Source organism: Bacillus cereus group sp. BfR-BA-01380, assembly GCF_022663535.1.
In the GTDB taxonomy this organism is placed as follows: Bacteria; Bacillota; Bacilli; order Bacillales; family Bacillaceae_G; genus Bacillus_A; species Bacillus_A cereus_BB.
On sequence record NZ_JAKUFS010000009.1, the window covers coordinates 1 to 26727 of the forward strand.

A 26727-nucleotide genomic window follows, 5' to 3' on the forward strand; every position below is an offset into this window, starting at 1 on the left:
CAAACTGCATGGAGTTTGAAAATATGTAATGTTTTATGCCCTTATAGCCAGGTTCACCTGGTTTAGCACCGAATTGAAATCCAAACTCATATGTTTTTCTACCCATCAATAGGGCATCGTATTGATGAATATCTGATAAAAAGTCTGGGACATGATCCCCATCAAATAAAAAGCTAGAATTATTAATATTTCTATCTATCATACCTTGATCTGCAATAAAGTTATCTAGTGAAACTGCAACATGATAAATCAATTCAGCCATTCAGTTATCCCTCCAGGAAAATGAATTACCTAATTAATTCTATAAAACCGGTTTCATTTCCTTTTCTTATTAATCAACCTGTCCCGGTTAACTCAATAAGCTTTATTCCATTAAATGGCCCGATTGTGAAACAAAGAAATACTCTACAAAACGGATCTTTTTATCAAACTTTTTTACAAGTTATCAATCTTTATTATAAATAATCGAACTTTATTTTAAATCAACACCACGCCAGCTGGTACAAAATTAAGGCCACCACTATAGTTTTTTATTAGATTAGGATGATTCGCATCGATACCGCTGTCGATTACACTGACTGTTGCTCCTTTTCCTGTCCCTCCATTAATCTTATAGGATGCACCATCAATGCTACGGCTGTAGCTAGTATTACAGAGGCTAATTTAAATTTGATTACAATTCCCCCTTAACAAATGAGTAATATATGAATAAGATTCTATTCCACATATGAGATGATAAAGTGAAACTTCCATCAGTGGGGGTTTTCTTCATCCCCCACTGATGGTTAGTTGAACCAATCGGGCTTTTACGGGCAGTCATCCCCCACCTATCTTCTTCGTTTCTCTCTTAACCTTGAGGTGGGGGTCTTACTGCCCGTTAATGCGGGATAAAACCTCCAATAACGATCTAGGAGGAATTGCTGTTGCGCTTCATTTGAAAGGAAAGTAGCCTATATACTACTTTTTTACTCTAGATCATTTCCTCAACCATTTCCTTATTACATACGTTATTTTTTTATAAATAGATAACCTGTCCAATCAAGAGGACATATCTGTAAATAGAATAGTATGAGAACTATCTTCAAAGGTGTAATTAAAAAGATAGCCAACATATCTTGTAGTTTTCTATCCATTCTTGTTCTAATAAACGTTACTTTATGTGTCTATCTACATATGAATTATGGATTATTTAGAAAGGAGAGGTCTACAATCGCTTATGTATTCGAAAAATGCATGAATTTATGTTTGGAAATTTTAATTGCTCCAGATACAGAAATAGAGCTGTCTCTAAGTGACTACGACACATGTTCATCAGGGGTTGTAATTGATGGTAACGTAATTATCATTACGTTACCGTTAGTTGCTTGTGTAGTAATTACGCTTCATGATGATTTCAGCATTTCCGTTGAACTAATTGATTCATTTGTTTTTCTTTCTCTTCCGCCTTCTAATGAGGAATAAACGAGAAAAATGTATTTCGCAAATTATCATTAGCTGCTGAGTAACTAAAAAAGGAACAGAAACGATATCGTTTCTGTTCCTTTTTACTACCGTATTAATACTCTATTTCATCATAATCTTTTGGTTGTGGTATTGGTTGCATATTACTCGCATCTTTCGGATCGCTATAAATAGCATTTTCCTCCGTATTTAATTTTTTTATGTTTGGTTTTTTATTGTAATTAGGCTGTTTTTCCATCTGAATCATCTCCTTATACGTCTTTTCAAATGTAATTATGTCCTATACTACTCTTTTCTAGTCTGTTTGAATAATTAGGAGTTGATTTACATGTTTTCTCATTTGTTTTTTAATTAACTGTAAAAATACGGTAAATGAAATTAGGCATTCATTTTTATTATCTCATTTGTTTTATCCCACACTAACGAATAATAAAACTCCTGCATCAAGATTCTGAAAAACAAAGAATGTTTTGAGTAAATCTTTAACGACTTTGATGCGAGTTAGTTGTAATTTCAAATTCATCTTATTGATTTGCATTTATTTCTTGCTGTAATTTCTGATTAGAATGTTGTAATTGTTGATCAAATTTTTCTAATGCAGCTTGAATAGCTGCTTTGCCTTTCTTTTGAACAGCCGCTTTCAATTCTTGCTGAATATTACGTTTACCTTGTTCTTTACCTTTATCATGATCTCGATCTTTACCTTCGTGCTTTCCGAATACTGCTTCTAATTGTTTATGCGCTTGTTGTTTTGTTAATTTTCCATCTTTTACTTGTTGTTGAATAGCATCAATTTCTTGTTTATGCGCTTCGTAAAAGGCTTGTCGTTGCGCTTTCTCTTGTGCCTTTTGTTTTTGGAAACCAGCTGTTTTATGCAATTGCCCTTCTAAATTTTTATGCGTTGCTAAATCTTGTGTAAGTTTATTTTTCAAATCAGAAGAAGCGTATTGATTAATGATATTTGTAAGATCCTTCTCATGGTTACTTTTATGATGATGTTTTGCTGTTTCTTGTGTAACTGATTTGTTAGATGTATTGAAATGGTTCATTACTGCACTTCCAGCTGCTGGAGCCAATATTGATGCAGCTAATACGGGTACAATTAAACTTGATCTTAGTTTCATTTGAATATCCTCCTAAAATACTTAATAAAGTTACAAGTAGAATTATCGGACATGTTCCTTAACTTTTCCTTAACGAAAAAAATACACGAGAAAAAAGCTTGAATTCAATTGAACCCAAGCTATCTGATGCTTCTTATAAACCAGGCTGTTTTTAATTTGTACTATTTAACTATGCAAACTCCCTTTCAACCAAGGACGCTGACGATGGAAACCAATTGGAATTTGAATGAGACTCGTTTTTTCTTCTGAATCCAACCTGTAAAGTTCATCACACAAGTTGACATCGAACCCAAGAAGCGGGTGTCCTCCTAGCCCAAGGGCAGAAGCTGCTAACAATAATTTCTGTACAAGGATGCCTGCTTCCATCTGTTGGATTCGGTATCCCCTATATCCAAGTTCTGCTTTAAGATGATTTTTATCCCCTACTACATGTAGACAAAGTGGTACTTGGAAGAGATTCACATTGTGAAATGTCAGCCCGCTTTGCAGTAATAATCGATGATCTCCAAGATGTACTTGTCGTAATACATGAGCATCACTGTCATAATGATAAGCGCCATTTTGGATACCTTCAACGCCAAATAAACATACGTATATGGAAACACGGGATGCGAGTTCTTCATGCTTTGTATCTAAATCGTTTTGATAGGCAAAAGAAGTAGTTGCTTCATGTAGTAACGTAGTCAATTGTTCTTGATTCATTTTCCTAAAAGTAAAATCCATTTCCGGTGAAAATCGATTTTGGCACGCATCTGTTAAGTCGTACGACATTCGCTTTATACGGGGAAGAACTAACGCTTGACCATCACGCATTTTATTCGTTTCATTCTTGATTTTTTGAAACGATCGAGTAGATTCAAGCATAGATGCTTCATTCATTTGAATTAGCATCGGATACTCTGCAATCTTTCGTGATCGGACATAGTGATTATGATAAATAACTGGTAATTCTTCGCATAATTGAGTAGCAGAGACTTCTTTATCCGTAGCATCATCTTCATTATTAAACTGTGTGATTATAGGATTTACCGATAGAGGGATAACTGCATATACACTCTCCTCTTGTTCGGATAACCCTAGTAAATGATTAATAGCACGGTCTAAAAATTGGTAATGCACACTTGATGTATAGTGGAATCGTTTTGCTACTTCTAGCAATTGTCCAATTAATACGCCTGCATCCAACCCTTGCAGACGATAAGAAAAGTTATGGTATTTAAAGAAATTTTTCCAAAACATTGTCGATACAAAAATAACACCAAAACAAGCAGATGTGTCACAGCTATTTCCAAGAGTCCGGGTTACATATGCATCAAAATTCCCTTCTCTCACTAACACTAAGCGGTGGTGTGCTACATCATAGTGGTACATCCCAACAGGCACATTTTCCATCTTTAAATATATATACAGTTCACTTGGATATAAACCTCCGCCCGAGGGAACAAATCTCCGATACGACTGCATAAAATTTATTTCTGATGTTGGTAAGGTTGACTGATAGAATTGAGTAATCCCAAATACATACCAGAGAAAATGACCGATTTCGCGAAGATTCGGTTCTGTTGATACTTCGAGATTTTCAAGTGTCAATGTTACTTCTGAAGATAACGGAATTCCCGGTAAGTCCCGATAAAGTTTATATGAAAGTGGTCCGTCTTCCCAATCTACCTCCCAAGTCGAAGAGGTTGCTTCGTCAGTATGAAAATGTAAATTGTTCAAAAATGTCTCTAAACTCATCCTTCTCCCTCCTAATCATCACCTACGCAAACGGATGCGGATGTGGATTGAGTTGTTCCAACGTTAGCGATTGCTTCGTATACCCAAGTTTCATTGGCACCCGCAATACTCTCTCTAGACCTGTTAAGCGCGTAAGATGATGCCCAAATGTCATCGGCAACATTCCTGGAATAAGTACTTTCACACAATGTAATCCATTTCGCTGTAATTCTGGTGTCGTCTGATCTACCACAATCACATCGAGGTTCAACTGGTGCAACATCTGAAGTATTTCTCTTAAATCATCTGTCAAATCTTCATGTCTTGTTTTTTGTTTGAATGCCTCAGCAAACGTTTGTAACGGGCGATTATTATCTAGCAAAAACTGAAACCGTTCTTCCGCTTCTGGCAAAGCGCATACCATAGGATGGTCAGGCATTTGCTTCACGAGGAAAGGATTATGGAACATCTGTACATATTTCTTGCGATTCGCCTCAAATTCCTTATCAAGCGTTAACATCATGCCAGCTAATTCATATATTGCACTTTTCGCCCCTCGTACCGGATCTAAATGAGCTCCAGCTGCACAGATAATATTTAATCCATTCTCCTTTCTGTTTTTTGCCAGTGCCCAGACACTTGGAATTCCGCTCTCCATTGTCGAGTTAAACAAATGTATATCATATCCTCCTACTGCACGTACACGTTCTACCATCAACTGCAACTCTTGATCATTAACAGCAGAAAGATCAAGACGCGGGAGAGGAAGCCTAGCATACCAAGTTAACAAAAATGAATCGCGCTCAATCACTTCCAAAATGCCATAAAAAATCGCTTCCTCTAAACTGCCACCCAATGCACAACCATTGGAAGTCTCATAAACAAAACCATCTCTCCCGCCTAAACTATAATAAGCAAGTAGTTCTGGAACTAAAATGGGACGTTCTTGCAAAAATGAATAACCCCATACCCAATTCATTGGACGATCTGGATGAAACGGTTTAAATGGAAAATTAGGCTGCATATATTGTTCTTCTGCATGTACACCCACTTCAAGAGGATTAAGTGCTTGATGAGCTAAATTGCGGAACGTGTCCTGAATAACTGTACGTTTTCCCCGAGGTTCTAGACCGCAATATCGTTCTAATCCTTCTAAAATAGCGGTTAATTCGCTAGTTGCATATGCATGGGTACGGCCAGCTGTTACTTCATTTCCAAAGAGAAACGGAAGATTTACAGTTACCTCGGCAAATGGAGGTGTAAGGTTATACATTTTATCATTTAAAAACCCAGTTTCATAATCTAGATAATCCTTGGTTAATACTTTACTTAGTTCAGAGATTGAACGGCAACGATAATCATTTATGTTAATCTTCGGACTTGATTGGAATGAAATCTCGGCTAAACTTGATGAATCATTAGGCAATTGACTACAATTTGAGCATAAAGGATGAGGTAGAAAAAAATGATATGAGCTTTTCAATGTTTGTAAATGAACAAAAAACATGTGTGCTTCTGATCGTGCATGATCATCTTGTAAAATACACCGCACTTCTTCTAGCAAAATATGCGTCATTTGTAATAATCCATTACTTGATGCCCATATGTCTCGAGGCATTTCCTTTTTTGTTGCTAGGGTCTGCAATATCTTCCACATTTCTTTAGAATCATTTCCTGCGAAAGTACGGCGTATATCTGCACACTCTGAACATCCTGGTGTGCCAGGGCGAACTAGCGGACCGATTATTCCTTCTCCAAATGAAACGAAGGCTCGCAGCCAAGGGATATTCGTTGATTGAAGTACACTTTCTGCCTGTTTATAAAAAGAAGGATTCCAAGTATCATGTAATACGAGAACTAAATCGGTTGTTGCGGGTATTTTCCGATCAAAATCCATGTGCCTGGTGATTTCATATTGGACTGATAATTCTTCATATACACGATTTGCCAATAGTCCCTCTCCAATAATTAAAACCGAAGCGCTCATTGGGATTCCTCCTCTCCCAATATTACTCCAAAGATGCCTGCCAATTCCTCCTTCCAGATTGCTTCTAGCGATATTTCAAATACGCAAAGCCGTTTTCCATTTTGGTTTAATGTCTGTTCAGCAGATTGTAATATTTCTTCTTGTGTCATGTTTTCACAAGAAGAAATAGCGAAGCGGAGTGGCATTTTATCTTGTAATAAAACGGATGAGGCCTCTAGTGCTTGTGATATGAAGGAATCATCACAATTTTGCGCTTCTGTAAGTGCCTGCTGTAATGCCTTTCGCATTGCTATTGTTTTATTAAATCCTACACTTCCGTACCAACGATTATTCGTGCCAATCCATATAACAGGGAAATCGAAAATTGCTTCTCCAAAAGCAATTGTAGGTGTTCCTTGCAGAGTGGTAAGTGCTTGCAAATAAAAGCGGCAGCTCTCATCCTCTATTGCGTCTAATTCTACTCGAGAAACAACAATATTTTGGCTCATCTGTCTCTTATGAAGTTCTTCATCCAAACATTTTTGTAAACCTCTAGACACGCATTCTGCAATCGTTTCTCCAGCTCCGATTCCTATAAATTGCTCATGTTCAGAAAGCTTTGAACTAGCTATTCGTGATATATAGGTCTCAACTCCGGCTAATCCAGCTTCGTACCTTGCTGCCATATGCGTCAAACCTGTACAAATCATATCTGGTAATAATTCAGCAGGGCCCTCTGACAGCGGATCAACTGTTTGAATACGACACTGAGCCAATGGTAGCTGTTTTAAGTCACCTGCTTCCCAAATATGAAAAATCCCAGCTTCTTTTGATACAAGGGAATTCAAGTTCAGAGTAGATTCACTCAATTCATTTTCATTTGAGCTCTGTCTGATTCTCGCACCGAAATCTTGGACCCATTCGATTTCCATGTTCTCAGTTACTAAGGGATGAGGTAAAAAGGAATGCCAGTTTCCTTCTAACGTTTCGGAATTGAGCAGAAAAAATTGATTTGTTTGCGTACGTTTTGTTACATCTGTAACCTTTTTGAACAGTTCAAATACAATTACATTAGCTACCATTGCTTCCGTTGTAGAAGAAAAAGTATGTTCCCCTGAAGGTTTAGAAAATGTAGACTTGTGTATACGTCGCCAAGCTGATTCCCAGCAAGCATCACTTTCTGGGTGTACGAGTGGCCCGGCTAATCCGACTCCTTGCTTAAATATGGCAGGGATGAAAATCTTTTTTTCTTCTTTACAAATAGCATGAATAATTTTTAATTCTTCTATGTCTTCTCCTTGTGATACATACAAAATCGCCTGAAATGGTTGCACCGCATCTTTCAAAACATTTCTTTTTTCTTTTTGTAAAAAAATTTCTTCAATCAATACTTCAGGATCTGTTTTTTGTGCATGTTCTATTAATTCTTTTAATCTTTTTTTATTGGTTTGTACGGAATCCGTAATCAGCATCTTGAATCGTGGTAATCCCGATTCAAGTAAAGCAGAAACTAGGGAAACAAAAAAAGAACCAGAACCAATAGCTAATACTTTCGTTTGGCGATAAGATTGAAAACGATATGCACCCGAAACGCCGAGGTTATCTAAAAATTCAATTTGCGATTCGTATTTCTTGACAATATTTTCTGGCAATTGGTGTGGATGATCTTGACTTATGTCTGTTGCAAATTCATTTTGGTATAGTATTTCTGCTATTTCAAATACTCGCTTTCGATATGGCTCAGGTAAGCCCTCCGTTAAATTTCCTAATGTGTATTCTCCGTTAAACATTGGTATTAGTTTTTCAACCCATTGATTGATAGACTTCCCGTCCATTCGGAATGAACTGGCATTATTTCTAAAATACACCTCTCCTTTTGGATCAGAGAGAAAAAAGGTATCTCTTTTCATTTTCAAACGTGTCGAAGCGTTTAAGTTTGTCATTGTACTCCTCCTTCTCTGTTCATTGTTCTTGAATGAGCATGATAACTTCCATCATAACAATTTTATGTATACTATTTTTTCTTATGTCAAACGGAAAGGAGAAGAGTGGTTTATCATACTTAAAGAAAAGTGTCTCTACAAGAAAAATCATGTAGAAACGCTTTTCTTTAAGTAAAGTTTCCATTAAAAAATAGGAATTAAATAACGCATATTCCGTCCAAGCAGAATCCACCGCCGCAACCACCACAACCGCCACAGCCACCGCAACCGCCGCATCCAAATCCAATGCATCCAAAGCATCCAAAGCAACGGAATCCACAACGGCCAAATCCTCCGCAACGACCGAACCCTCCACAACGACCGAATCCTCCGCAGCGACCACATCCTCCGCAACGACGAGTATAGTCATCATCCATATAATATAGAGAAGGAACTTGACTATCCCAATACACGACATTTCCAGCATTATAATCATTTAAATTTAACATTTGAAGTTCTTGTTGAAAATTATTCATTTCATTACCTCCATGTATATAATTTGCAAGTCATACCGAAAAAACGACTTGTAACCAATGGGACGATAGACCAACTTGAATGCGCTCCCCAACAAAATATGACCTCGAATTAGGTATTGTGACTTGTTCAAATGCCTAATTTAGAATTATGTAATTTCACGTATGCTCTTCTAGCTTTTAAAAAAAGAAAAAACACACTCTATGTGTGTTTTCAAATTTATAATTTCATTAATAATGTTTTTATATTATATTGCTCTAAGCACCAATTATATTTATCTATAACCTGCTTAGGAACTGCAGCTAAGTCTACTACTTCTTGAAATCCATGTTTACTATAAAAAGGTTTTAAGTGTTCAAATGGAATGCAATATACATTTTGAATTTGAAGTGTCTGAGCTTCTTGAATAAGAAATGTAACGATACTATCAGCAATTTTCTTTCCTCTATAGTCTTCTAACGTATATATCCCACCCATTTCAAAGGTGTTTTCATCAACTTTTACTAACCTTCCTAAGCCGGCCTTTTGACTATTAAAATATGCAATTACAATCTCTTCATTTTCTAAATGAGATGGTACAAAATCAGCCTTTTCGTATTGAGAATTAATCCATTGTAAATCATCAAGTTTTGCTTTCTCTATATGTAACATTGGGTTGACCTCCATATATTTCAAACTATTATATTGCCTACTGATAATTTTTTATAATGTAAACATAAAATCCCCCAAAGTTTACAGAACACTTTGGGGGCGTATTTTATTTTATATTTCGATCCATTCTACGCTGCGCCGTAACGCCCACAGCATTTTTTTGTATCGGTAAAAACGTTCCGATACATGCAATACATGCACAGCCGGCGAATACAAATGGTAATGATTTAACAGCTACGAATGATAGTGTTCCGAAAATAATAAGATCTAATATCGAATCTAGAACAGACAATAACGAAATCGTTGTTGCACGTACATGAGACGGGATCATGTCATTACTAAGCTGCGAATAAATCGGATATCGAATGGCACGTACGAACCGTAACATAAAGAATGCTCCTAATATAACCCACAATGTATCCCCGAAAAATGTTGATAACAATAAACCACCAACAGCTAAACCACCTGTTACATTCATTAAAATTGCACGTGAAAATCTACTAGTAAACCATCCAATTGATATCGAAGAAAAATATCCAAGAATGGCAGCTAGAGCATACATAATACCAATTGCAAATACAGGAAGGCCTGCTTCCGTAAACAACGGTTGGTTAAATGTGTCATATACTGCACTTGCAGGAATGAACACAAGCGAGACGTTTAAAAACATAATAAGTAATTGCGGTGCTTTACGAATTACCTTTATCCCTTCAATTACTTGTGAAAAAGATTCTTCTCGGTAGGATGATAGCTTCTTTGGACTTTTGATAAAAAGTAGTAAAATAAATTCTACCAAATGAAATACTATTCCAAGAACAATTAAAAGTGTAAATTGTTCTTCTCGTAAATCTTTAGCAAAATACGACCCGAAGATTACGGCGATTAACATGGAAATAAAGCCTGCTGATTGGATTTTTCCCATTGCTTGATCCATTACGTGTTGCTCATTGTTTTCTTTTAGTGACTCATAAATTAACGCTTCGTCCGCACCAGAGAAAAATGTAACTGACAAACCGTTCAATAAACTATATAGACAAAACAACCATAGGTTATCTGCAAATAATAAGATAGAAATACTAAACGTTTTTATGATCGATCCTGTCAAAAACGATAATTTTGCACCGAAGCGATCAGCAAAAACTCCAGCTGGAATTTCCCCAACAAGTACTGCCACGCTCCAACACATCATCACAATAAATATATTTGCTGCTGTTAAGCCTCTTTCCATATAAAAAAGTGTCATTACCGGCTGTAAAAAACTAATCGTTCCAAAAAACTGTACCCAAAATAAAATCGAAATATTATGCATTGCGATAGTTTGTTTCTTCAATTGTTCTCCTACTTTCCGTTATTCATTTTTAATGATGATTTTAGGAAACAGGAGTGCTATATTACGTTAGTTGATATTCACTCCTCTTCCTACATTTGAAAATGTTTTTAATGTTTTTTGCATGTTATTTCCTCCTTCAATATAGATGAATCTATTATAACAATTTTCTTAATATTAAAGAAACATCTTTTGAACTAATGATAAGATTGTAGGAATGTGTAAAGTGGTATATAATAGAAAACAACAAATGATTATTTTAGGTATTCCTAAAATAAAGGAGCGATACATATGAAAATTACTATTTATTTTGGAAGCCATGAAGATCAAGATGTACGTACAATGGATTGCCATTTAGATGTTGAAGATGCGGAAGAATTTGTATCTGTTTCTTAATATAAATATACATAATATTACGGGGTAAGTACTCTTCCCTATTCTTAATTAAGATGCCTTTTTGAGGCATCTTTTTGTTTATTTTGAGAATAAAACATTTACTTTTCAACTAATACATAGTACAATACAAACATAAGAACAAACGTTCGTTTATATCTTCTCCCCTATGGGACATGTACTAGGAAGGATGGATTTCATTGGCTCAAAATAAACGCAGAGGAAGAAAAAAGCATACTCCTACTATTTCAAATACAGGCTTTATTGGCTCTGTGTTTATCGATACATTGGAACTTGAAAAAAAATCATATTACTTCTCTCGTAAACAACTACATATTGTGCATCATGTGTTAGATGGTCTTGCGCAAGCAACAAGTTCTCTTTTCGCTGAACATGATATTACTGCTTACTTATCATGTGCGTATCTACATAAACAAAAGAAAATTGGTTTTGTTCTTTCTACCAAACCTTTCAAAGAAGCTGAAGGCGTTGCTTATTTTAAAAATTACTTAATTGAAAAGAATTTTTACAACGGAAATATAGAAGAGGAACATTATCAAGAAATTTTTAATACTGGTTTCATTGGTGTTGTTTTTGCAGATTTATCAAGCATTGATCGCTTTAATTTCGAATTTGAAATGAGCCTTTTATCAAAATTGATGAAAGACATGATTATTCCCGTTAAGGAGTTATTTTTACGTAATCAAATTCCAGCATACATTTCTACTGTTGAATTGGAAGAGCAACATAAATTGGGATTTGTTTTATCTGTAAAGCCATACGATGAACGCGCGGAAGCTGATTTATATTTTGAGATGTATTTGAAAGAACGCGGTTTATATATTGGTGATGAAGAAGATGATATTGATAAGATTGTCATTCGAAAAAAAGTTGAGATATTATAACAAAAAGGATGGTTAATATATGATTAGCCATCCTTTTTGTTATAACTATTATTTAAAATTTTCATTTTCTAATACTACAACATCTTCATTTGTTAATCTTCCGGCCTGTTTTGTATATTCAACGAGCCTAATAATATTATCACAAGCTTGTTTTGCACCGAAAACTAACAGCGGTACACCAATAAAATCAATTTTTAATCTTCTCGAAAATAAACCACCGATTGTCATAGCAAACGGAACGGTTGGTGATGTGTTAGAAAACACAATTTTTTCATGGTTTTGATATTTCTCTTGTAATAATATACTTAAATTTTTTAATGCTGGAACTACAACTTTAGATGCACCATGGCCGACTGTATAAACAGAATCTCCATTTTCGTCTCGTCCATGAAAAATGATTTTTCCCATATCAGAAGTTTTTAGTTTATTAAAATAATCAACGTTTAATATCTCATCTTTCGTGAGCTTCCGATTGGTCGGTAGTTTTTTTAAATGATACGCTGCTGCTAGTGAAGTTGTATGTGTCCCGCCGTAATCAGTATAAATATAAATCATCATATCATCCTTTAAATTGGTATACATGATTACTATTATTACCAGTTATTTGTGTTCTAATCTACAAATAAGACATATCGTATTTGTAGGCGGTGACCAATTTAAGCAGTGTGATTGTACTTAGACAGCAATGGAATTCGTTTTGTTATTTTAGCATAAATTTGAAGCATGAAACGTGCTAAAGGTTCTATTATATTTGTACATTTGACGACTAGAGCACTTGTTACGAAAGATAAAACAGCTCCGCCTATAATATCTGCTGGGTAATGAACACCAACATATATACGTGAAATACCAACTAGTATAGCCCAAAGCAATGCGATATTTTTCCAAGATTCCCCTCGTAAAATCATTGTAAATGCTATAGAAAATACAAGTACAGCATGATCACTTACAAATGAAGAATCAGTAGCATGCGGTACTAATTTGTGTACATGATATGTGACAAATGGGCGTGGATGATAATAAAGTGCATGAATCAAAACATTTAAAATTAGTGCTGCAGAAACAGAAAGGGCTGTGTACAAAACTGTATACTGCTTACGAATAGCTGTTTCTTTTTGACCGTTGCTAAACCATAAAGAAAGCATCAAGATAATTGCAACATAGGGGGCGCTGTTTGTAATCAATATCATCCCCTTATCTAACAAAGCAGAGGATCCTGCCCAATTATTAATCCAGTGGAATATTGTGTAATTCATATTAGTCTCTCCTTGTATACATTCCGTACGTGGTGATCACGTATTTCGTTGATTTGCTCAGTATACACTAGCAATATGAAATGTTCTTTAAATTTTTCTCATCTTTTTCTCATTTTTCTTTGGCATTGATAAAGTGAAACTATAATCAGTGGGGGGTTTCTTCATCCCCCACTGATTATCAGCCCTCACCAATCAGGCTTTTACGGGCAGTTTATCTCCCACCTAACTTCTTTGTTGTCGCCGAATTTTGAGGTGGGAGTATTACTGCCCGTTAATGCGGGATAAAATTTATGCTACGTCCACAAACAAAAGCGAGAGGTATGTACACTACCCCTCGCCTTTTATACAAGTTATTTTCATTTTTCAGCATCTAGATTGCTGTCATGAAGTTACAAATTACAATGCACCTTGCTGACTTTCTTTGTTTTAAAACATTGCACGTGGCAGGAAAAGGCCTTGACCGCTCCTATACATGACCAGTCCCTCTCGCCCATCTTAAAAAATGCTTTTCTTCCTTTTTTTCATAGAGTGGCTGAGTAATTACAAAACAATAAGGTAACTGTTGTTCCCTCTTGTTCTTTGCTATCTATCATAATACGTCCATTGTATTTTTCTACAAGGCGCTTTGCGATGGAAAGTCCTAATCCATTTCCGCCTTGTTTTCGACTTCTTGCTTTGTCGACCCGGTAAAAACGATTTAGCACATATGGCAAATCAGACTCTGGTATTCCGACTCCGCGATCTGTAATGGTAATCTTAATTTTTTCTTCTTCTACCTCGCTTTGCAAGCAAATGTATTTTTCATGTTCTTTTGTATATTTGATCGCATTATCTAGTATAATGACTAAAATTTGTTCAAGGTAAGAAGTAGGAATAGAAACACATGCATAATTCGCGTGTAATTGTCTATCAAAGTGAAAGTTCGCATGCAGCAATTCAAAATTTTGCGTAACTTGTTCTATTACTGCATCTACATGTACTGGTTCGGCTGCAATAGGATACATTTGTTCTGATTCTGCTCGGGATAATTCTAATAACTCTGATACAAGCTTATTGAGACGATTTACTTCTTTTAAGCTAGAATCTAGCGACTTTTGTAAAATAGCAGGGTCATCTTTTCCCCAACGATTTAGCATAGAGAGATGTCCTTGTATAATCGCAAGTGGTGTGCGTAATTCATGGGATGCATCTTCAACGAATTGCTTTTGTTGCATAAAGGATGTTTCTAAATTGTCCATTAGTTCATTAAAAAGCAATCCGAGTTTGGCAAATTCATCATTGTTTTCGTGAATTGGCACCCTTTCTTTTAATCCATTTGTCTTAATTTTGTTCATTGTATCTGTTATAGCTTGCACACTCAATAAAAGTTGCTTTGCAAGAATGGTACCGCCTAAAAAGCTAAGTATTAATCCGCCAATACCAGCAGCTATCATAACGAGAAATATAAGCTTCATTAAATGATCGAAAGCTTCGAAGTTTTGTCCAACTTCAATTGTGCCAGTAAAAGTGCGTGTCGTAATCGGCATGCGCTGCACAAATATTCTATCTTCATAATGCCTTGTCATAGAAGTTTCAGATTGATCGACGTGCTTTGGCATAACCAATTTTGAATTAAAGTCACGGGAAACAGTGACAAGTGCCTTTCCTTTTTCATCCAAAATTCGAATCATTTGATGTTTATCATTTATAGTTTCAAGAAAATCCTTGCTGCTTTCAATCGTATCTGCCGAAAAATTTATATTCTCATTATTAAAATAAGCTTCTATTTCTGTTACTTGTCTGCTAATTTGTTTTTTCTCATAATCAAGTGTCCAGTGGTCAATAATCACATATTGTAAAATATTGTATAAAAAGAATAAGACAAATAATAATGTGCTGGACCATAGCGTTAATTTCCATTTTATAGGCAAGTTTCGGATGTAATGTTTTATTTGCTGCATCATCGCATCACATACCCTACGCCTCTGACAGTTTGTATATAGTTTTCTTTGTCTTGGCTATTCAATTTATTACGTAAATAACGAACATATACGTCTACTATGTTCGTCTCTACCACTGCATTGTATCCCCAAACTTGCTCTAAAAGCATGTCCCTTGTCAATACGCGATTAATATTTTTCATAAACATCATAAGTAACTCGAATTCTTTATTTGTTAATTCAATAATCTCTTCTGTTTTTTGCAAAGTTCGAGATTCTACATCGAGTTCTAAATCTTTAAATCTTAAAAGAAGTTTATTTTTATGCTCGTCTTTTTGATTTCGTCTCAAAATCACACGCATTCTTGCTAATAGTTCTTCAATGGCAAACGGCTTTGGTAAATAATCATCTGCACCGCTATCTAATCCAGTTACACGATCCATGATACTATCACGAGCTGTCAACATAATAATAGGTGTTTCTTTTGTTGCACGTAATCGGCGGCATACTTCAATTCCGTTAAGACCGGGAAGCATTAAATCAAGAAGAATGATGTCATAATTATGCTCAAGAGCCGTTTCTAACCCTTTTCTCCCATCATACACAACATCTACTGCATATCCTTCATATTTTAGTTCTAACTCTAAAAATTCCGCTAAACTTTCTTCATCTTCAATAATTAAAATACGTTGCAATATTATCACTCCTATACAACAAGGTGAATGAGTAATCCAATTCCAAATATAATAGCCACAATTTGATGAGCTTTACGATAGGTTACATATTTTTTCTTATCTTTCAGTTTGTATAATAGTATACCAGCTATGGCAACAAGAATTAATCCTATTAAAGTGAAAATCCCACTATAAATTCGGATCATATGACGGCTACCTACTATTAAAAAATATATCCCATGACTAACAGCGACTGCAAAAACTGCATACCCGATAAACGTATGATACTGCTTTAATAACATATAAAGTTCTTTCGTGTATTTGGCAACCGTTACTTTTTCCTTATGTAAATACAACCAAATATTACGAAATAACCATAAGGAAGCAGCTGCAATGGCCCCGTATTCTGCAAGGGATCCAAGATTTTTATTCAGACCTTTTAATGCCATTTGATTTCCTACCATAAAGTCTAACACTAACATTGTAACACTACATGCAATAATACAAGCTCCTATAACTTTTATGGACACATGAAAAATTTGATTTAGTAGGCTTCTTGACATTTTAATCCCCCTCCTTCTGTAATTATGTAAAGTAATTGTTCGTTTATATTCTAACCATAAAAATGGAAAAGACAATGAAAGGAAGATTAAAATCAGATGAGAAAATGCAGAATCACTTTTGAAAACAGGAAAAGTTTGAAACATTTTTGATTTGATACAGCTTATTTACATGCAAAGAGGGCAGTTCAGTTTACTGGATAAAACGTATATGCAGAAGTGCCCTGCACTCATTTTCTCTCTTTATTTTACCTTTGCATGGGACAGAAAAAGGGTCTGACCGCTTCTATGCATGGCCAGACCCTCTCTCGCATCTAAAAAGTTTTCTGTTCGTTTTTCAATGAATTGGTTTGAGAAATTGGTAAGTGAATTACTACCGAAGTCCCTGCCCCAACTTTACTCGTTATATGAATTCTACCTTGATGACTTTCAATAATTTTATAACTAATCATTAAGCCAATACCTGTTCCTTTTTCTTTTGTGCTGTAAAAAGGTTCTCCGAGTTTTATAATCCTTTCTTCTGGAATACCGATTCCCTCATCTGAAATACAAATTACTACCTCATTGTCATTCACTTTCTTAGTAGTAATTACGATTTCTCCTCCATTTGGCATTGCTTCAATAGAATTTTGTAAAATGTTGATAAAAACTTGCTTTAATTGATTTTCGCAACAATCAATATACAGGGCGTCAGGATCTGTTTGGAATGTGATATGAATATTTGTCATAATAGCCTTTGTGTTAATTAACGACACAACATTTTCTAATATAAGGAAAATGTTCTTCTTTTCAAAAGGAATAACCTCAGGTTTAGCAATCGATAAAAATTCATGAATGATAGATTCAATACGTTCAATTTCAGAAAGCATAAGTTGAAAATACTGCGTATCACATGTTATTTGAGTTTGTAATAATTGTATAAATCCTTTAATAACAGTTAAAGGGTTTCGTACTTCATGCGCAACTCCTGCAGCAAGTTGACTAACTGCGGCTAATGTATCTGATTTATTCAATAGTTCAGCTGTCTTTTTTCGTTCTGTAATATCACGAACAAGAATCATAATTTTATCTGTTAAAAGCGGTAAACATCGTGCTTCAAAATAATACACACTATCATGCATCGGTAAGGAGTAGTCTACAACTTCTATAGAATTGTTTTCTTGTACTTTTATAATTGCTTCATGTAACTGCTCGGCAGCATCAGAAGGTAAAACATCTTGAAACCTTTTACCCATAAATTGTTCAGTATGCATATAAAATTTCTCTGAACACCCAGCCTTATAATCAAAAATTGTTCCATCCAGATTTATTAAAAAGCATAAATCTGGAAGTGCTTTAAAGATTAATTCTAACTCTGAGGATTTTTGGATGAGCTCTTCTTCAATCTTTTTTCGATGTGTAATGTCCACGCCAATTGCCCAGTGGCTATATCCAGGGACAGGGAATTCTTCTGATAGGTTTGACCACATAATCGTTTTCTTATCACCATTTTTACAAGTAAGCGTCATTTCCCAATCACGAAAGTTTTTACCACAAACGGAAAATTCATGTAGCGCTTGATTTCGATATCCTTCATCAGGATAAAGCAGTTCTAATGCGTGAGGATTGTTAATAATTTCAGCTGCACTATACCCTGTTACGAGTTCACATTCTCGATTCCATATCGAAAACGTACCTTCTTCAGCAAATGCATCAACCATCACAGGCATGTTTTGTAAAATAGTATATAAATTTTCGGTAGGTATTGATCGCTTCTCTTGAAGTTGTTGCAATTTATTCATTCCTATATTGGTCATAAGTGCTACAAGAGAATTGAAATATATTGTACAAGAATCAATATGATCTTGTGGAGAAAAAATGATAAAATCACCAATCGCGTGTTCATTGATTATAATCGGGATATGAATTTTTGTATGTAAATGTGTATCATTGGACTGTGTGCCGTAATGAAATATTGCCTCTTGATCGCAATCAAGAAGCTGATGTGAAATATGTGTTAAAAAATAAAATTGTTCTGCCATTGTTTGTATTTCTTGTATATCAATAAGTTCTGTAAGCCGATACATATCCGCCAACTCCTATATCTGTAATTCACATGTATATGTTGATTTTTCAATTGTGTTTAATTTGTAAATTTACTCAACTTTTCCATTATACGAATTAAATTCATCAAGGTACATAGAAAAATAGTGTGATTTAGGAATTTTTTTATTTTTCAATACGATAGAGAAGAAAAGTGGATAAAAATACGCAAAAAAGAACAAATCTCGACATAATTTGTTCTTTTTTGCACGTTTCACAATATATTCATTTTAACTTTTCGACATCTTTGTCTATCTCTGCCTCCTAGGCCCTCATGTCTAAGAACCTTCCACACAAGAAGGTAAAAAACACCTTCTGTGTGAAAGAACCTTAGCCAACAGGCCTAAACAGTCGGCTCCGCTTTTCTTTATAAGTCGCTGCTATGCAGAATACAACATGACCTGCACTCCCTGCTTTCTCCTTTTGTTTTAAACCTTGCATGTGGTAGAAAAACCCTGACCGCTTCTATGCATGGCCAGATGCCTTCGCCCGCCTAAAAAGAAAGAGGGTTTTTATGGCGGTTTTTTATTTGTATTTATATAGTATGAAGTTTAAATAATCGAACGTATAAGAACAATTTTCTGCTCATATCTTCTTTGCTTCTTCAACACTTTTAGGCCGTGGTCTAAATAGCAAAATAAGTTCATCCTATAACATAATGGCGAAGTGCATGAGCAACACCGTGATTATCATTTGAAAGTGTTTTGTAACGACAAAGTGCTTGAATCTCTTCCACTGCATTCCCCATTGCAATTGATATATTTGCCTTTTCCATCATAGACATATCATTTAAACCATCACCGATTGCAATGGTATGTTCTTTTAATATTCCTAAATGATTTGCTAGTGTATATAAACCGTTCCCTTTTTGAGCATGAATATGATTTATTTCTAGATTGTGCCAGTAAGATGCCGTAATCGATAGCTCCTCGTTATCTATGAATTGCTTCTTTAATAGCTTTAATTTTTCCCTTTGATACGAGAATGGGAGAATTTTATGAATATGAACTGGCTCTGAAAATAGTGGTTTGCAACTTTCGATTCTTTTCGTTTCAGTATGCTGTAAATATAGTGCTGCGATTTGTTTCAGTTCTTCTTCATCAGCATGCATATCCGAGTTAATGATAAAATCCATCTCAAGTTGAATGATTTTTTCTCCGTATTCTGGGATATATACACCTTGATCTGTATACAATTGGTAAGATATATTTTTTTCTTCTAAATAATCAACGATTTCTTCTGCATGTCCATTTGTAATTGGATATCGTTGTAACATTTCATTATCCAAATACAAAATCGCACCATTTTCTGCAATGATTGGACATTGTAAATTTGTTTCTTCCAAAAGCTTTTGAACATCTGTCATAGAGCGCCCTGTACAAATAGCTACAACATGCCCTTTTTCTTGACACTCCTTAATAGCTGCTATATTTTCTTCACTAATTACTTTCTTTGATGTAAGAAGAGTTCCATCTAAATCAATTGCGATAAGTTTCATCACTGTCTCCTACTTTCGTTTCTATATATGCGATAAATGATATCGTTCTCATGTGCAACATCTTAGTTATAATGTATGAAACGCATTTCAGGTCAAGAGAAAACATTTATCCCGCATTAACGGGCAGTAAGACCCCCACCTCAAGGTTAAGAGAGAAACGAAGAAGATAGGTGGGGGATAACTGCCCGTAAAAGCCCTATTGGTTCAACTAACCATCAGTGGGGGATGAAGAAAACCCCCACTGATGGAAGTTTCACTTTATTGGGATTCAGCCAAGATACGTGTTTGCTTTTTCTTCTACTTAGGTTGAAAAAGAAGGAATTGTTTTCTTTGCTCTTGAAGAGAAATATAGTCATTTGATTACGTCTAAGAATCAGATGAATCGTTTTATGGTCATAGAGCTGTACGTTAAAGAGGAGTATGAACGCCATATTATTCACTAGTTATACTGACAAGGAGGAAACGAATGAAAAAAATCACTATTGGCGATTTTAACTCGCCGGAAACTATGCGTAATCCGATTATGTTCTATAAAAACCTCATCGAGCAACAAGAGCGTCTTTTTTACCTTGATGACTTTTATGGCATGGGAGGGGCATGGGTTGCATTGCACTATGATGATGTTGTTACTATACTGAAAGACCCCCGTTTTCTCAAAGATTTGCGGAAATTCACGCCGTCCCATGATAAGCAGACATCCATTGAGGAGAATACATCTGTGAGTAAACTGTTTGAATGGATGATGAATATGCCAAATATGCTTACGGTAGATCCTCCTGATCATACGCGCCTACGTCGGCTAGTCTCTAAAGCCTTTACACCGCGTATAATCGAGAACCTTCGTCCCCGTATTCAGCAAATTGCCGACGAATTGTTGGCTGCTGTACAGGAACAAGGAAAGATGGATATTATTGTGGATTTTGCTTATCCACTCCCTCTTATTGTCATTTCAGAGATGCTCGGGATTCCTGCAGCTGATCGAAACCAGTTTCGCGAATGGACACAAGAACTCATGAACGCTGCTCTGGATCCTCGTCAGGTGACTGCAGTTACTGCAACACTTGAAAAGTTTATTCATTACATCGAAGTATTGCTGAACGAAAAGCGCCTAAATCCTGATGATGATTTGATGAGCGCACTAGTTCAAGCGCAAGAGCAAGAAGACAAATTGAGTAAGAACGAGCTTCTTTCGACAATCTGGCTGCTCATTATCGCCGGACATGAAACGACAGTTAATCTAATCGGTAATGGGGTACTGGCGTTGCTTCAACATCCTGAACAAATGAATTTACTGCGGCACGATCCTTCCCTGCTCCCTTCCGCCGTCGACGAACTATTGCGCTATGCTGGTCCAATTATGATTGCTAACCGTTTTGCTGGTGAAGATATGATAATACATGGAAAAAAGATTCGCAAAGACGAATTAGTTCTGTTCTCTCTAGCTGCCGCAAATATTGATCCGCAGAAATTCCCTTCTCCAGAGACATTGAATATTACACGGAAGGAAAATAATCATTTAGCATTTGGTACTGGTATCCACCACTGTTTGGGAGCTCCGCTAGCGCGTCTAGAAGGACAAATTGCATTTGGTACATTGTTACAGCGGTTTCCTAATCTTCGCTTAGCAATCGAACCAGATCAACTGATTTATAACTATAGCAAATTCCGTTCTCTTGCAAATCTACCAGTGGTTTTCTAACCTGTGATGCGACATTAGTACCCATGATGGTCGAATTAGCTATTGGATTGGAATAAAGATGGATCAAAAGCATCATATACATGTTGATTTCAACTAAAAGGAACCGAACTCATTTTGAACAAAGATTGATTAAAATGAGTTCGGTTATTTGTTATATAGAGGTTCAGCAAAAATTTTTGTTTTCTTTGTATGTAAAAAAAGTATGAAAATGATTGTTATTATCAATAATACACATAAGACAAGGGTAACCAACATTGGGCTACCCTTAGAGACTTAAACTTCTGGTATAAATGTTTTGCAATCTGTTTCTTTACTATCAGATGCTTCTTTCCCTGTATGACTTACTACATAAATAGATTCAGCATTGCACTTATTTCCATTTCCCCAATATTGGCAATTGTTTACTTCACAAAGAACATCTTGAGCCATAGTATGACACCTCCTTTTTTGTTTAGTATGAACAGCATTGAGAGGTGTCATACTATTTCGTATCCATTCGCCTAGAAAGATAATGGTAATTCTTCTAAAGATCTCATCAAATAATTACCACTCCATTTTATGTCTTCTCTTCTTCCTTTTATTTTAAGATTAGGCATACGATGTAATAAAGTAGGAATTGCAATTTTCGCTTCTAAACGAGCAAGCGGTGCACCAAGGCAGAAATGAATACCATGACCAAAGGCAATATGACGGTTATTTTTTCTTGTAATATCAAAAATATCAGCATTTGGAAATATCTTTTCATCACGGTTCGCAGAAGCTATGGAAATAATAACCGCATCTTTTGGTTGAATATTTTGACCATGTAATGTAAATGATTTTGCTGCCCAGCGCATAGTCGATATTTCAACTGGACTGTAAAATCGTAATGACTCCTCAATTGCTGAGTCAATCAAATCTGGATTTTGCCGTAGAAGTAGCAATTGATCAGGATGTTCAAGCAATGCTAGAGTCATATTGGTGATTAAATTGACCGTTGTTTCGTGTCCAGCGACGATAAGCAGCATAATCATTGAATATAATTCTTGGGCGCTTAATTTTGTTCCTTCACTTTCCGCTTGTATTAATGCACTTACTAAATCGTTTGAAGGGTTTTCTCGTTTTTTATCTACTAAATCTCGTAAATAATCAATGAATTCACCTAACTTTTTATCAGTTTCTCGAATAGCTCCTGGTGTATCTAGAGAATCAATAACCGCATGTGACCAAATTCTAAATTTATCTCGGTCTTCTTGAGGGATACCAAGCATCTCGCTAATCACAATAATTGGAAGTGGGAAAGCATAATCATTTACGAGGTTTATAGTGTGCTGATGTTCTATTTTGTCTAATAAAGTATCAGCAATGGCTTGAATGTTACCTTTCAGCTGTAGAATCATCTGCGGCGTAAACGCTTTTTGAACAAGGGATCGTAGGCGACTATGGTCAGGTGGATCAGATCTCAACATATGTTTTCTCAAATATTCTCCATTTTCTAATGTAAAAGAGGCTTCAAACTCTTCTTTACTAAATATATTTTTAGCATTCTTCAGTAAACGTGCATCTTTTAATAAACTTACTGCATCTTCATACCTTGTAATAAGCCATGCATGAGGATATACCTGATAAACAGGGTGCGATGCGCGTAACTCCTTGTAAATGTCATATGCTTCATGTTTAAAGGCAGCCGACGTTAATTGGATCTCAGGCAATGTGTTACGATTCATTTCGTTATTTGAAGACATACCGATAACCTCCACCTTTAGAAATATTTGGTGACCATTGCACCTAATGACCATTATAACGTATTGACTTTTATAAAAGTTGAAAAAATTCCGCCTGAATATTGCCTTTTATATTGAAACAAAAAAAAGAAATGTATAAATGTACATCTCTTTTTTGTTGAACTATATGACTTACTACTCTAACTTTATGATGTTAGGTACGTCTTCCCTGTCATATTTTTTTGTGTATATTTTTCCATCAGGTGTAACAAATAGTAAAGTGATCTTACCGCAAACACCGGAGTAAAATTGAAACTCCCCTTTTGAATTTGTAACAGCGCGTTCTTTGTTGGCAATTGAATCTTCATACACTTTTACATCAGATAGCGGCTGATCCGTATGATCTACCACAACAGCTTTGATTTGAATAGCACTCGCTCTACAATCTAAATCATTTTCATGACTCATTTTATTAGCAGCAAGCACTATTCCAAAAATAACTATTCCAATACATATAAAAAAGGCTATTTTTCTTCTTCTTTTCAAGACTAATCACCCGCTTTTATTTAGGATGAAGACATACTTTTAGAGGGATTTTTGCTTTTTTTAATTTTAATTTGTTTTAGTTGTGCCACAATTATTATGCTAATGACAACGAGTAAAAACCATGAACTAATCTTTCCAATGTGAACGAGTTTCCACGTTCCATGTTGATTAGGATATTGCCACGCTCCAAAGAAAGTTGCAATATTTTCTGCAATCCAAATAAAAAAACCTATCAAAAAAAATGAAAGAACAAGCGGCATTTTATATGTGACCTCTTGCAAAGAGAAATGTACATAAGTACGAAAAAAAACTACAAATAATAAAGCCGTTAGAACCCAGCGGAAATCATACATAAAGTGATGTGTGAAAAAGTTAAAATAAATCATTGCTCCAAGTAGCATCGTCCATATCGCATTTGGCCATCCTTCTACTTGCAAGTGAAATCTGCGCCATGCCTGACATATATAACTCGCAACGCTCGCATACATGAAGCCGCTATAAAGCGGCACTCCCATCACTTTTGTCCACGCCTGCTCAGGATAAGCCCAAGAACCTTGATGCACTTTATATATTTCTAATGCCAACCCAATAAGGTGGAAAACAGTAATCACTTTGAGCTCGTCTTTTGTTTCGAGCCCGCTTTTATACATGCCGTATTGAATGAGAAGGCAGACGAGTAAGATGAAATCATATCGGTATAGACCAGGAATATGGATCACCTTCGAAAGAGCAAGTGTCAAAAAGATTAGTACAGGAAAAATGCAGGAAAGGGCTTGTTGATAGCCAAAATAAATTAATTGTCGTAAATATACCATTGTTACTCTCCTCAAAGTGTGTATCTATTGTTTGATCTAAAGCTACCATTTATTTCTTTTTTGAAGATTTCTCTACAATCTTTGGATTCAGAAATATTTGGTAATCGAAGCGTTTAATAATTATATCGCATTTGGTTTTATAAAAGTTTAGAAAATTGCAATTATATATTACTTTTTATTAAAAAAGAACAAAAGGAGATGTTGTCATATACATTTCCTTTTGTCCTCTATCATTTTTCTGGCTGTGCTAATCGTACGCTATAAAATCTCATAGCGTGTAAAGATCCTGTCATATGAAAAATCCCTTTCTGTATTAATGTTTTTAAACGATATTCGATAAAAGAATCTCCTACATATTGTTCAAAATGTCCTAAAACTTCTCCGACCAATCGGGCGGCCTTATAGAATTGATCTATATATCCATCAGTTTCTAAACTTCTAGCACATTGTACGATAAAATGGTCAATATAATCTTCTGAAACAGAAACAACTCGATTCTTCTCCCAAATACGTAAAACGGTGTGCTTTTCTCGTAATGTTTCCCATTCATTTTCAAGTACTTGTCGCTCTTCTTTTGTTAAAGGATTTTGCTCTTTGTATGCCCCGCGTATAGCTATTAACTTTTCAGGAACAATTTCTCCAGTATGACGTACAGTGTAATCTAAGTTTGGTTTGCGGAACAACTTATCGAAGCCATCAGCTGTATTTATAACATACACATTATGAGTTATATCTTTTAATACATATAAAACAAAAATAAGCCCTACATGTTCATACGCATTATTTCCTGTCCAAATTGTAATCGGAACGTGAGACGGGATTGCTTGTAATTTTTCTAAAGCGGCCTTCATTTCTGGCAAATATTCCTCGTAACAGTAACCTTCTATTAGTAGTTTCTCCTGAAGCCATTGTTGACGCGCGACTTGCCCTACTTCTTCATCTAAATGAAAAAGAGGTCCAACAGAAAACGTATCCGAAAAGCACAAAACATGCTCTTCTTGAATGTTTGCTTTTTTAAAAGCGTATTTTAGCGATCCTGCGGCGGACTGACCAAAAATGATATGAACATGTTTACTTTTCGTGATATCAGTTTTTTGTATGTACTGTTCGATCAGTTCTGTCGGTATAGTTGTAAGTAAGGATAACTCTTCCTTATTAAGTTTTGTTTCTAGTGAATGAAGTTGTGTAAGTGTCTTGAAAAGCAGTTCTTTTGCTTCTCCTTCAGTTAAATGATTGATTGCTTTTTGTAAGTGTTTTAGCATCGTTTCTCCTCTATGAACGTTTTTTTATTAAGCATGTAATCGGTAGAACCTATATGTTATTCCTCTTCCTCTTCTAGCCAAGGGATACAATAATATAACTCACTTAATTCTTCAGGAAATCCCCAAGCGATTTCCATACTATTACTTAAAAGGTCTGATAATCTCTCAGCATAGGGTGTATAATAGGTCTCATCTTCTTCACATAAATCTACTAATTTTGCAAACATAGATAAAATTTTATTATAAAATTTTGTACCTATATCTCCATACGATCTTGTAAAGTCTACACCCATTTCTACATAATACAACATTAAATCAATCGTTCTAATCGGATCTTCTGTTGTTTTTTGAAAGCTGAGAATCATTTTTTCTAAATCAGCAAGTCTTAATTTTGGTAAACTACGCTCTGGGAAAAATTCATTTTCAATTTTCTTTCGCAATTGTTTATGTAATTCTTCGTTTACTTCATCACCTAAAAATTTGCTAGATAAATATTGTTGCACTTCTTTATTCATCTTAAATAAATCAACAACTAACGTAATTAATTCGGTCTGGTTATATTCTTTTAATTCTTTTTTTAGCGTAGGGATTTTTATTTTTTGCAAAAGTGACCACTCCTTTGTTTATATTGTTGTTTATATTATCTAATAAGCCAAAAAATCCTCTTCTTATATTAAAAAGAAAGCCCCTTGAATTGTAAAAAAAACTATTTGA

25 protein-coding genes and 1 pseudogene are annotated in these 26727 nt (G+C 35.3%); 3 read left to right on the forward strand and 23 right to left on the reverse strand.

Features of this window, described 5'->3' with window-relative positions; translation table 11 throughout:
* Positions 1-262, reverse strand: a pseudogene (locus MR076_RS10455) (dihydrofolate reductase family protein); the annotation flags it as partial.
* A 911-nt stretch (positions 263-1173) separates the two neighbouring features.
* Here MR076_RS10455 and MR076_RS10460 point away from each other — a divergent pair.
* On the forward strand, positions 1174-1461 hold the full coding sequence (locus MR076_RS10460; protein WP_242220419.1) for a hypothetical protein: 288 nt from the start codon (positions 1174-1176) through the stop codon (positions 1459-1461).
* A 94-nt stretch (positions 1462-1555) separates the two neighbouring features.
* Here MR076_RS10460 and MR076_RS10465 read toward each other — a convergent pair whose 3' ends face one another.
* The 9 genes from MR076_RS10465 to MR076_RS10505 all read right to left on the reverse strand — a co-directional run bounded on the left by MR076_RS10465 (position 1556) and on the right by MR076_RS10505 (position 10704).
* Entirely contained in the window at positions 1556-1699 is a 144-nt protein-coding gene (locus tag MR076_RS10465; protein ID WP_242220420.1) for a hypothetical protein, read from the reverse strand.
* 286 nt (positions 1700-1985) lie between these two features.
* Positions 1986-2585, reverse strand: coding sequence for a hypothetical protein (locus MR076_RS10470; protein WP_242220421.1), 600 nt, complete (start codon positions 2583-2585; stop codon positions 1986-1988).
* Positions 2586-2750: 165 nt separating this feature from the next.
* On the reverse strand, positions 2751-4322 hold the full coding sequence (locus tag MR076_RS10475; RefSeq protein WP_242220422.1) for a SagB family peptide dehydrogenase: 1572 nt from the start codon (positions 4320-4322) through the stop codon (positions 2751-2753).
* Positions 4323-4344: 22 nt separating this feature from the next.
* Positions 4345-6288, reverse strand: a complete 1944-nt coding sequence (locus MR076_RS10480; RefSeq protein ID WP_242220423.1) for a TOMM precursor leader peptide-binding protein — start codon at positions 6286-6288, stop codon at positions 4345-4347.
* A complete protein-coding gene (locus tag MR076_RS10485; protein WP_242220424.1) occupies positions 6285-8210 on the reverse strand; it encodes a putative thiazole-containing bacteriocin maturation protein in 1926 nt (641 codons plus the stop codon). The genes MR076_RS10480 and MR076_RS10485 overlap by 4 nt, the downstream gene beginning before the upstream one ends.
* 19 nt (positions 8211-8229) lie before the next feature.
* Complete coding sequence (locus MR076_RS10490) at positions 8230-8490, reverse strand: hypothetical protein (protein ID WP_242220625.1); 261 nt, start codon at positions 8488-8490, stop codon at positions 8230-8232.
* A complete protein-coding gene (locus tag MR076_RS10495; protein ID WP_242220426.1) occupies positions 8408-8725 on the reverse strand; it encodes a heterocycloanthracin/sonorensin family bacteriocin in 318 nt (105 codons plus the stop codon). Before MR076_RS10495 ends, MR076_RS10490 begins: the two co-directional genes overlap by 83 nt.
* Before the next feature lie 217 nt (positions 8726-8942).
* Positions 8943-9374 carry a GNAT family N-acetyltransferase gene (locus MR076_RS10500; RefSeq protein WP_242220428.1) on the reverse strand — a complete coding sequence of 144 codons (432 nt, stop codon included), beginning with the start codon at positions 9372-9374 and terminating at the stop codon, positions 8943-8945.
* A 106-nt stretch (positions 9375-9480) separates the two neighbouring features.
* Positions 9481-10704, reverse strand: coding sequence for an MFS transporter (locus MR076_RS10505; protein ID WP_242220431.1), 1224 nt, complete (start codon positions 10702-10704; stop codon positions 9481-9483).
* A 590-nt stretch (positions 10705-11294) separates the two neighbouring features.
* Here MR076_RS10505 and MR076_RS10510 point away from each other — a divergent pair.
* Positions 11295-11999, forward strand: a complete 705-nt coding sequence (locus tag MR076_RS10510) for a hypothetical protein (protein WP_242220432.1) — start codon at positions 11295-11297, stop codon at positions 11997-11999.
* Positions 12000-12047: 48 nt separating this feature from the next.
* On the opposite strand, the gene MR076_RS10515 is transcribed toward MR076_RS10510, so the two are convergent.
* The 7 genes from MR076_RS10515 to MR076_RS10545 form a co-directional block, all read right to left on the reverse strand.
* Complete coding sequence (locus MR076_RS10515) at positions 12048-12554, reverse strand: DUF3189 family protein (protein ID WP_242220433.1); 507 nt, start codon at positions 12552-12554, stop codon at positions 12048-12050.
* Positions 12555-12655: 101 nt separating this feature from the next.
* Positions 12656-13255 carry an undecaprenyl-diphosphatase gene (locus MR076_RS10520; RefSeq protein WP_242220434.1) on the reverse strand — a complete coding sequence of 200 codons (600 nt, stop codon included), beginning with the start codon at positions 13253-13255 and terminating at the stop codon, positions 12656-12658.
* A 521-nt stretch (positions 13256-13776) separates the two neighbouring features.
* Positions 13777-15198 carry a HAMP domain-containing sensor histidine kinase gene (locus MR076_RS10525; protein WP_242220435.1) on the reverse strand — a complete coding sequence of 474 codons (1422 nt, stop codon included), beginning with the start codon at positions 15196-15198 and terminating at the stop codon, positions 13777-13779.
* Positions 15195-15869, reverse strand: a complete 675-nt coding sequence (locus MR076_RS10530) for a response regulator transcription factor (RefSeq protein WP_242220436.1) — start codon at positions 15867-15869, stop codon at positions 15195-15197. The genes MR076_RS10525 and MR076_RS10530 overlap by 4 nt, the downstream gene beginning before the upstream one ends.
* An 11-nt stretch (positions 15870-15880) precedes the next feature.
* On the reverse strand, positions 15881-16411 hold the full coding sequence (locus MR076_RS10535) for a hypothetical protein (protein ID WP_242220437.1): 531 nt from the start codon (positions 16409-16411) through the stop codon (positions 15881-15883).
* A gap of 311 nt (positions 16412-16722) precedes the next feature.
* Positions 16723-18474, reverse strand: coding sequence for a PAS domain-containing sensor histidine kinase (locus tag MR076_RS10540; protein WP_242220438.1), 1752 nt, complete (start codon positions 18472-18474; stop codon positions 16723-16725).
* A 659-nt stretch (positions 18475-19133) separates the two neighbouring features.
* Positions 19134-19988: a Cof-type HAD-IIB family hydrolase gene (locus MR076_RS10545; RefSeq protein WP_242220439.1), complete on the reverse strand. Its 855-nt coding sequence runs from the start codon at positions 19986-19988 to the stop codon at positions 19134-19136.
* Positions 19989-20454: 466 nt separating this feature from the next.
* Here MR076_RS10545 and MR076_RS10550 point away from each other — a divergent pair, with 466 nt between their 5' ends.
* Positions 20455-21687 carry a cytochrome P450 family protein gene (locus tag MR076_RS10550; RefSeq protein WP_242220440.1) on the forward strand — a complete coding sequence of 411 codons (1233 nt, stop codon included), beginning with the start codon at positions 20455-20457 and terminating at the stop codon, positions 21685-21687.
* A 273-nt stretch (positions 21688-21960) separates the two neighbouring features.
* On the opposite strand, the gene MR076_RS10555 is transcribed toward MR076_RS10550, so the two are convergent.
* The 6 genes from MR076_RS10555 to MR076_RS10580 all read right to left on the reverse strand — a co-directional run bounded on the left by MR076_RS10555 (position 21961) and on the right by MR076_RS10580 (position 26618).
* The gene (locus MR076_RS10555; RefSeq protein WP_242220441.1) at positions 21961-22116 is read right to left on the reverse strand and encodes a DUF1540 domain-containing protein; all 156 of its coding nucleotides are present in this window, start codon (positions 22114-22116) and stop codon (positions 21961-21963) included.
* 71 nt (positions 22117-22187) lie between these two features.
* Positions 22188-23411 carry a cytochrome P450 family protein gene (locus MR076_RS10560; protein WP_242220442.1) on the reverse strand — a complete coding sequence of 408 codons (1224 nt, stop codon included), beginning with the start codon at positions 23409-23411 and terminating at the stop codon, positions 22188-22190.
* A 174-nt stretch (positions 23412-23585) separates the two neighbouring features.
* Positions 23586-23936, reverse strand: a complete 351-nt coding sequence (locus MR076_RS10565; protein ID WP_242220443.1) for a hypothetical protein — start codon at positions 23934-23936, stop codon at positions 23586-23588.
* Between the two features lie 20 nt (positions 23937-23956).
* Positions 23957-24751, reverse strand: a complete 795-nt coding sequence (locus MR076_RS10570; RefSeq protein ID WP_242220444.1) for a DUF817 domain-containing protein — start codon at positions 24749-24751, stop codon at positions 23957-23959.
* A 230-nt stretch (positions 24752-24981) separates the two neighbouring features.
* A complete protein-coding gene (locus tag MR076_RS10575) occupies positions 24982-26013 on the reverse strand; it encodes a DUF1835 domain-containing protein (RefSeq protein ID WP_242220445.1) in 1032 nt (343 codons plus the stop codon).
* Between the two features lie 56 nt (positions 26014-26069).
* On the reverse strand, positions 26070-26618 hold the full coding sequence (locus MR076_RS10580) for a DUF6155 family protein (RefSeq protein ID WP_242220446.1): 549 nt from the start codon (positions 26616-26618) through the stop codon (positions 26070-26072).
* Positions 26619-26727 lie beyond the last annotated feature (109 nt).